Genomic DNA, 4,947 nt, shown 5'->3' with positions numbered 1-4,947 from the left:
TTGGAGTGTCGGTTGGCCACTGCCGGCCCAGGGGGGCTGGGGGGGCTGTTCAGGATCCGGGGCCAACAGTCTCTGACCAACCGACGCTCTCAATATCGGGGGCGCATCTGGCGGGCGATTGGCCGGAATAAGGTCATTTCGAGGCGTGCGCGCTACGAAGGCCGCAGTGGAATTCGGGGGTGGCCGGACTCAAAAACTTCATGCAGGCTCGTGGCGATGGCATTCGACCCGAGCTATTCGGCCCCGCGCCAGGCCGGAGTGTTCTTCGAGCGGCGCGAACTTGAACGCCTGCTTCGGCTCTACGGCCGCATGGTCGCCGCCGGCGAGTGGCGCGACTACGGGATGGACAGCCTGCGCGAGAGCGCCGTCTTTTCGGTCTTCCGCCGCAGCTCCGAGGCGCCTCTTTACCGGATCGAGAAGCACCCGGCCCTGGCCCGCAAGCAGGGCGCCTGGGCGATCGTCGGCGAGGGCGGACACATCCTGAAGCGCGGCCACGACCTCGACCAGGTCCTCCGCTTCTTCGACAAGGGCCGCTTCTCGGTCGTGGAATAGAAAAAGGCCCCGGATCGCTCCGGGGCCTTCGTCGTCGTGAACCTGCGTAACGATCAGCGGCGCTGGCCGAAGAACTGCAGCAGGAATTGGAACAGGTTGATGAAGTTGATGTAGAGGCTGAGCGCGCCGTAGTTGGTGGCCACGGCCATCGAGCCCGTGTCGCCGCCCATCTGATAGTACGACATCTTCAGGTTCTGGGTGTCGTAGGCCACCAGGCCGGCGAAGATGAACACGCCCAGGGCGCTCAGGATCATGTTGAAGCCCGGCGGGTGCCAGAAGATGCCGACCAGCGACGCCAGCACCAGGCCCCAGACGCCCATGATCAGGAAACTGCCGAAGCCGGTCAGGTCCTTCTTGGTCGTGTAGCCGAACAGCGACAGCGCGCCGAAGGCGGTGGCCGTGATCAGAAAGGTCAGCGCGACCGACGAGCCGGTGTAGGCCAGCAGCCAGACGCCCAGGCCCGCGCCGATCAACGACACGACGGCCCAGTAGAGGAAGCCCGAGGAGCGGGCGGTGGGGTTGCGCATGAACATCGCGCCGATCAGCACGACGAGCGGGGCGAAGCGGATGACCGTGCCCAGCGCGGTGAAGCCCGCCAGCCGGCCATCGGCCGTGGTGACGTACAGCATGCGCATGACGGGCTCGTAGGCGGAGGTCAGCCAGGCCAGCGCGGCCGACAGCACGAGGCCAAGCGCCAGCTTGTTGTAGACTCCCAGCATGAAGCTACGGAGACCCGCGTCCACCGACATGTCGGCGCGGTCGGCGGGGACCGTGCGCGCGTAGCCGCGGTTGAAGTCGCTCATTTGAGCAAAGCCCTATGATGCGCGTCGCAAACCGGACGCGAAGGAAATATCGTTGCGACCCGTGGCCAAAGCAAGGCCTCTCCACGTGTCGAACGGTAAACGCGTTAGGATACATGTATGATCCGCCTCTTCGCCGCGCTCGATATCCCGCCTGAGATCGGGCGTAGCCTGCAGTCGCGTCAGGTCGGCATCGACGGCGCCCGGTGGCGGCCGCTGGAGGCGTTCCATGTGACCCTGCGGTTTTTCGGCGAGGTGCGCCAGGACGTGGCCCGCGACCTGGACGCCGAGCTGGTGCGGGTATCGGGCCGGCCGTTCGAGATCGTCCTCGAGGGCGCCGGTTCGTTCGCGGACGGCGACGAGATCAACGCGGTCTGGGCGGGCGTCGCCGAAAATCCCGAGCTGCGCCGCCTCGCGGAGGCCTGCGAAAGCGCAGCCCGGCGCGCAGGCCTGAAGCCCGACAAGCGCAACTACAAGCCGCACGTCACCCTGGCCTACCTGCGCCGGCCGGACCCGGCCGAGGTCGCCGCCTGGATCCAGTCGAACAACCTGCTGAAATCGCCGCCGATCACGGTCGACCGCTTCGGCCTGTATTCCAGCGTGCTGACCAAGGAGGGCTCCCACTACACGCTGGAGGCTGAATACGGGCTTTAGCCGCGGGCCTCAGGCCTCGACGGCATAGTCCTTCAACACTCCTAGCGGGACGATCGCGAGAGTCTCCTCGTGGGTGCTCTCCAGCACCACCTGGGGGGCGGCGCCCGCGTCGAGGGCCTCCTTCCAGCGCGGCGCGCACAGGCACCAGCGGTCGCCGGCCTTGAGTCCTGCGAACCCCAGGTCGGGCCGGGGCGTCGACAGGTCGTTGCCCACGCTCCTGGAATAGCTCAGGAATTCGTCGGTCATCACGGCGCAGACGGTGTGCATGCCCACGTCGTGCGGGCCCGTCTCGCAGCAGCCATTGCGGAAAAAGCCGGTCACGGGATCGAAGGAGCAGGGTGTGAGCTCCCCGCCCAGTACGTTGCGGGCCCCGGCGTCGTAGCGGATCGGGCGCGTAGCCATGGGCACATCCTAAACGCTAAGAGTCGCGTATCGCCAAGGCGCCAGGAGCCACAGTCCACATGAACGCCACCGCTCGTCCACGCCGCAGCGCCCTCTACCTGCCGGCGTCCAACGCGCGGGCGATCGACAAGGCCCGGTCTCTGCCATGCGACGTGGTCATCCTCGATCTGGAGGACGCGGTCGCGCCCGACGCCAAGGCCGAGGCGCGGGCAGGCGCGATCGAGGCGGTGAAGGCCGGCGGCTTCGGCGGCCGCGAGGTGGTGATCCGCGCCAATGGCCTGGACACCCCCTGGGGCGCCGCCGACCTGACCGCGATCGCGCAGGCCCGGCCCGACGCGGTGCTGGTTCCCAAGATCTCGGCGCCCGAGGACCTGGCGGCCGTTCGCACGCGGCTCGGCGAGGGCCTTCCGGTCTGGGCGATGATCGAGACCTGCGCCGCGATGTTCCGGCTCGATGCGCTGGGCGCCGAGTCGACCAACGTCGGCGTCGAGGCCTGGGTGATCGGGTCGAACGACCTGGCCAAGGAGATGCGCTGCAACCTGACGGTCGGCCGCGAGCCGCTGCTGACCGCCCTGTCGCTCAGCCTGATGGCCGCCCGAGCCCATCGTCTCGCCATCCTAGACGGGGTGTACAACGAGATCGCCGACGCCGAGGGGCTGGCGCAGCAGTGCGCCCAGGCCGCGGGGTTCGGCTTCGACGGCAAGACCCTGATCCATCCAAGCCAGGTCGAGGCGGCCAACACGGCCTTCACGCCCGCGCCCGAAGCCGTCGCCTGGGCCCGCACGGTGGTGGAGGCGTTCGGCCAGCCCGAGAACGCCGGCAAGGGCGTGCTGAAGGTGGCGGGCCGGATGGTGGAGCGTCTGCATTTCGCCGAGGCGAAGCGGCTGCTGTCGGTGGCCGACGCCATCGCTGCGAGCGAGGCTGCATGAAGCCGGCGCGGGTGCTGATCGTGGCGGCGCTGGCGGCCCTGGCGGCCGGGCCGGCGCTCGCCCAGCGGCCGCCCGCCGATCCCATCGACGCCCTGCTGCGCCCGCTGCCCAAGGACGCCGACGTTGAGGAGCCCGACACGGCGGCCACCGGATCGAAGGTCGATCCCGACCCGGACCTGCCCACCGCGCCGCAGCCCTATCAGCGCTACGCGCCCCCGCCACATCCGACGCTGACCGCGCCGGTCTTCATCAACGAGACAGGCAAGGCTCCCGACGGGCCGGCGACGCCGGTGGAGGAAGCCTACGACAGCCGCCTGCGCGCGTCGGCCGCTTCGGTGCAGGGGTTCCAGGGTCCGATGGAGGGCGGCTGGACGCTGTCGGCGGGCGGCAGGCCGATCTACGCCTTCCAGCTCGTCGACAAGAACGGCGTCGTCGACGGCGCCTGGCGCGACCTGCGCCGGCCGGGCGCGTTCGACGCCTCCGGCTTCTTCGAGATCGTCGAGCGGACCGGCGGCGACCTCACCTTTCGGCTTTCGGACGAGGTCGTCGCGGTTCTGCACCCGCACAGCGGCGCCTGGACGGGCGAAATCACCGAGGCGGGACGACGCGAACCCGTGACCCTGGCGCGGCGAGCGCCCTAAAGACCGAGGTTGACCCGCGCGGCGTGAAGCGCCGCCCGCAACGGCTCGTCCGCGTAAGGCTCCGCCGCCCCGACACCCCATACCGGTCCCGGCCAGGCGGGGTCGTCCGCGCGCCGACCGACGACGTGGACGTGAAGCTGCGGGGTCAGGTTGCCCAGTTGGCCAACGTTGAGCTTCTCGACGGGCCGACCCGACGCCTCGCCGACCGCGCGCACCGCGGCGCCGGCGCGGACCACCTCCTCCATCAGGGCGGCGCGGTCGTTGGCGCTGAGGTCCTCGAGCTCGCGCGCCCCCGCGATCCTCGGGATCAGCACGATCCAGGCGTAGCGCGCGTCGGCCTGCAGGCGCGCGTGGCAGAGCGCCAGTTCGCCCACGGCGTGCGACGTCGGCGGGAAGGCTGGGTGGAGCTCGAACATCGTCCCCTGCGGATGCGGCGTGGCGGCAACAAGCACAACGAGCCAGCAGAGAGCGGGCGCTGTCTGCAAGAATCTTTTTGTCCCGCGCATCGTCCGGGCGGCGAACCGGCTTCCACTTCGCCTGACGACGCGCTAGAGCCGCGCCGACATCACATCAAGGAGCCGTTCTATGGCGAAGAAGCCCATCCGCGTGGCGGTCACCGGCGCCGCGGGCAACATCGGTTACGCCCTGCTGTTCCGCGTCGCCTCGGGCGAGATGCTGGGCAAGGACCAGCCGGTGATCCTGCAACTGCTGGAGATCCCGGTCGAAGGTCCGCAGAAGGCGCTGAAGGGCGTCGCCATGGAGCTGGAGGACTGCGCCTTCCCGCTGCTGCAGGACATGGTGCTGACCGGTGACGCCGACGTCGCCTTCAAGGACGCCAACTGGTGCCTGCTGGTGGGCTCCAAGCCCCGCGGCCCGGGCATGGAGCGCGCCGACCTGTTGAAGGACAACGGCAAGATCTTCATCGCCCAGGGCCAGTCGATCGACAAGGTGGCCGCCGACGACGCCCGC

7 protein-coding genes and 1 pseudogene are annotated in these 4,947 nt (G+C 69.3%); 5 read left to right on the top strand and 3 right to left on the bottom strand.

From position 1 onward, the window contains the following. The first annotated feature begins 216 nt into the window (after positions 1-216). Entirely contained in the window at positions 217-552 is a 336-nt protein-coding gene (locus tag Q0L11_RS13745; RefSeq protein WP_296597965.1) for a DUF2794 domain-containing protein, read from the top strand. 53 nt (positions 553-605) lie between these two features. Here Q0L11_RS13745 and Q0L11_RS13740 read toward each other — a convergent pair whose 3' ends face one another. After that, positions 606-1,355 carry a Bax inhibitor-1/YccA family protein gene (locus Q0L11_RS13740; RefSeq protein WP_296597963.1) on the bottom strand — a complete coding sequence of 250 codons (750 nt, stop codon included), beginning with the start codon at positions 1,353-1,355 and terminating at the stop codon, positions 606-608. Between the two features lie 117 nt (positions 1,356-1,472). On the opposite strand from Q0L11_RS13740, the gene thpR reads away from it, so the two are divergent. Further along, positions 1,473-2,006, top strand: a complete 534-nt coding sequence (thpR, locus tag Q0L11_RS13735) for an RNA 2',3'-cyclic phosphodiesterase (RefSeq protein ID WP_296597962.1) — start codon at positions 1,473-1,475, stop codon at positions 2,004-2,006. Positions 2,007-2,015: 9 nt separating this feature from the next. On the opposite strand, the gene Q0L11_RS13730 is transcribed toward thpR, so the two are convergent. Then, on the bottom strand, positions 2,016-2,408 hold the full coding sequence (locus tag Q0L11_RS13730; protein WP_296597961.1) for a DUF2237 domain-containing protein: 393 nt from the start codon (positions 2,406-2,408) through the stop codon (positions 2,016-2,018). 59 nt (positions 2,409-2,467) lie between these two features. Between Q0L11_RS13730 and Q0L11_RS13725 the strand changes: the two genes are divergently transcribed. Then, positions 2,468-3,337 (top strand): CoA ester lyase, encoded by an 870-nt coding sequence (locus Q0L11_RS13725; protein ID WP_296597960.1) that lies wholly within the window; start codon positions 2,468-2,470, stop codon positions 3,335-3,337. After that, the gene (locus tag Q0L11_RS13720; protein ID WP_296597959.1) at positions 3,334-3,978 is read left to right on the top strand and encodes a hypothetical protein; all 645 of its coding nucleotides are present in this window, start codon (positions 3,334-3,336) and stop codon (positions 3,976-3,978) included. The genes Q0L11_RS13725 and Q0L11_RS13720 overlap by 4 nt, the downstream gene beginning before the upstream one ends. On the opposite strand, the gene Q0L11_RS13715 is transcribed toward Q0L11_RS13720, so the two are convergent. Next, a complete protein-coding gene (locus Q0L11_RS13715) occupies positions 3,975-4,394 on the bottom strand; it encodes an HIT domain-containing protein (RefSeq protein WP_296597958.1) in 420 nt (139 codons plus the stop codon). The genes Q0L11_RS13720 and Q0L11_RS13715 overlap by 4 nt on opposite strands. Positions 4,395-4,563: 169 nt before the next feature. Here Q0L11_RS13715 and Q0L11_RS13710 point away from each other — a divergent pair. Beyond that, positions 4,564-4,947, top strand: a pseudogene (locus Q0L11_RS13710) (malate dehydrogenase); the annotation flags it as partial.

It is taken from the genome of Phenylobacterium sp. (assembly GCF_024508875.1).
Classification (GTDB): Bacteria; Pseudomonadota; Alphaproteobacteria; order Caulobacterales; family Caulobacteraceae; genus Phenylobacterium.
This window is presented reverse-complemented; position numbering and strand designations above follow the sequence as displayed.

What these genes read in the sequence shown, in the direction of transcription:
- Q0L11_RS13720 (WP_296597959.1), top strand. Translation starts at nt 3,334, where the DNA reads ATGAAGCCGGCGCGGGTGCTGATCGTGGCGGCGCTGGCGGCCCTGGCG.
- Q0L11_RS13730 (WP_296597961.1), bottom strand. Translation starts at nt 2,408, where the DNA reads ATGGCTACGCGCCCGATCCGCTACGACGCCGGGGCCCGCAACGTACTG.
- Q0L11_RS13725 (WP_296597960.1), top strand. Translation starts at nt 2,468, where the DNA reads ATGAACGCCACCGCTCGTCCACGCCGCAGCGCCCTCTACCTGCCGGCG.
- Q0L11_RS13715 (WP_296597958.1), bottom strand. Translation starts at nt 4,394, where the DNA reads ATGTTCGAGCTCCACCCAGCCTTCCCGCCGACGTCGCACGCCGTGGGC.
- Q0L11_RS13745 (WP_296597965.1), top strand. Translation starts at nt 217, where the DNA reads ATGGCATTCGACCCGAGCTATTCGGCCCCGCGCCAGGCCGGAGTGTTC.
- thpR (WP_296597962.1), top strand. Translation starts at nt 1,473, where the DNA reads ATGATCCGCCTCTTCGCCGCGCTCGATATCCCGCCTGAGATCGGGCGT.
- Q0L11_RS13740 (WP_296597963.1), bottom strand. Translation starts at nt 1,355, where the DNA reads ATGAGCGACTTCAACCGCGGCTACGCGCGCACGGTCCCCGCCGACCGC.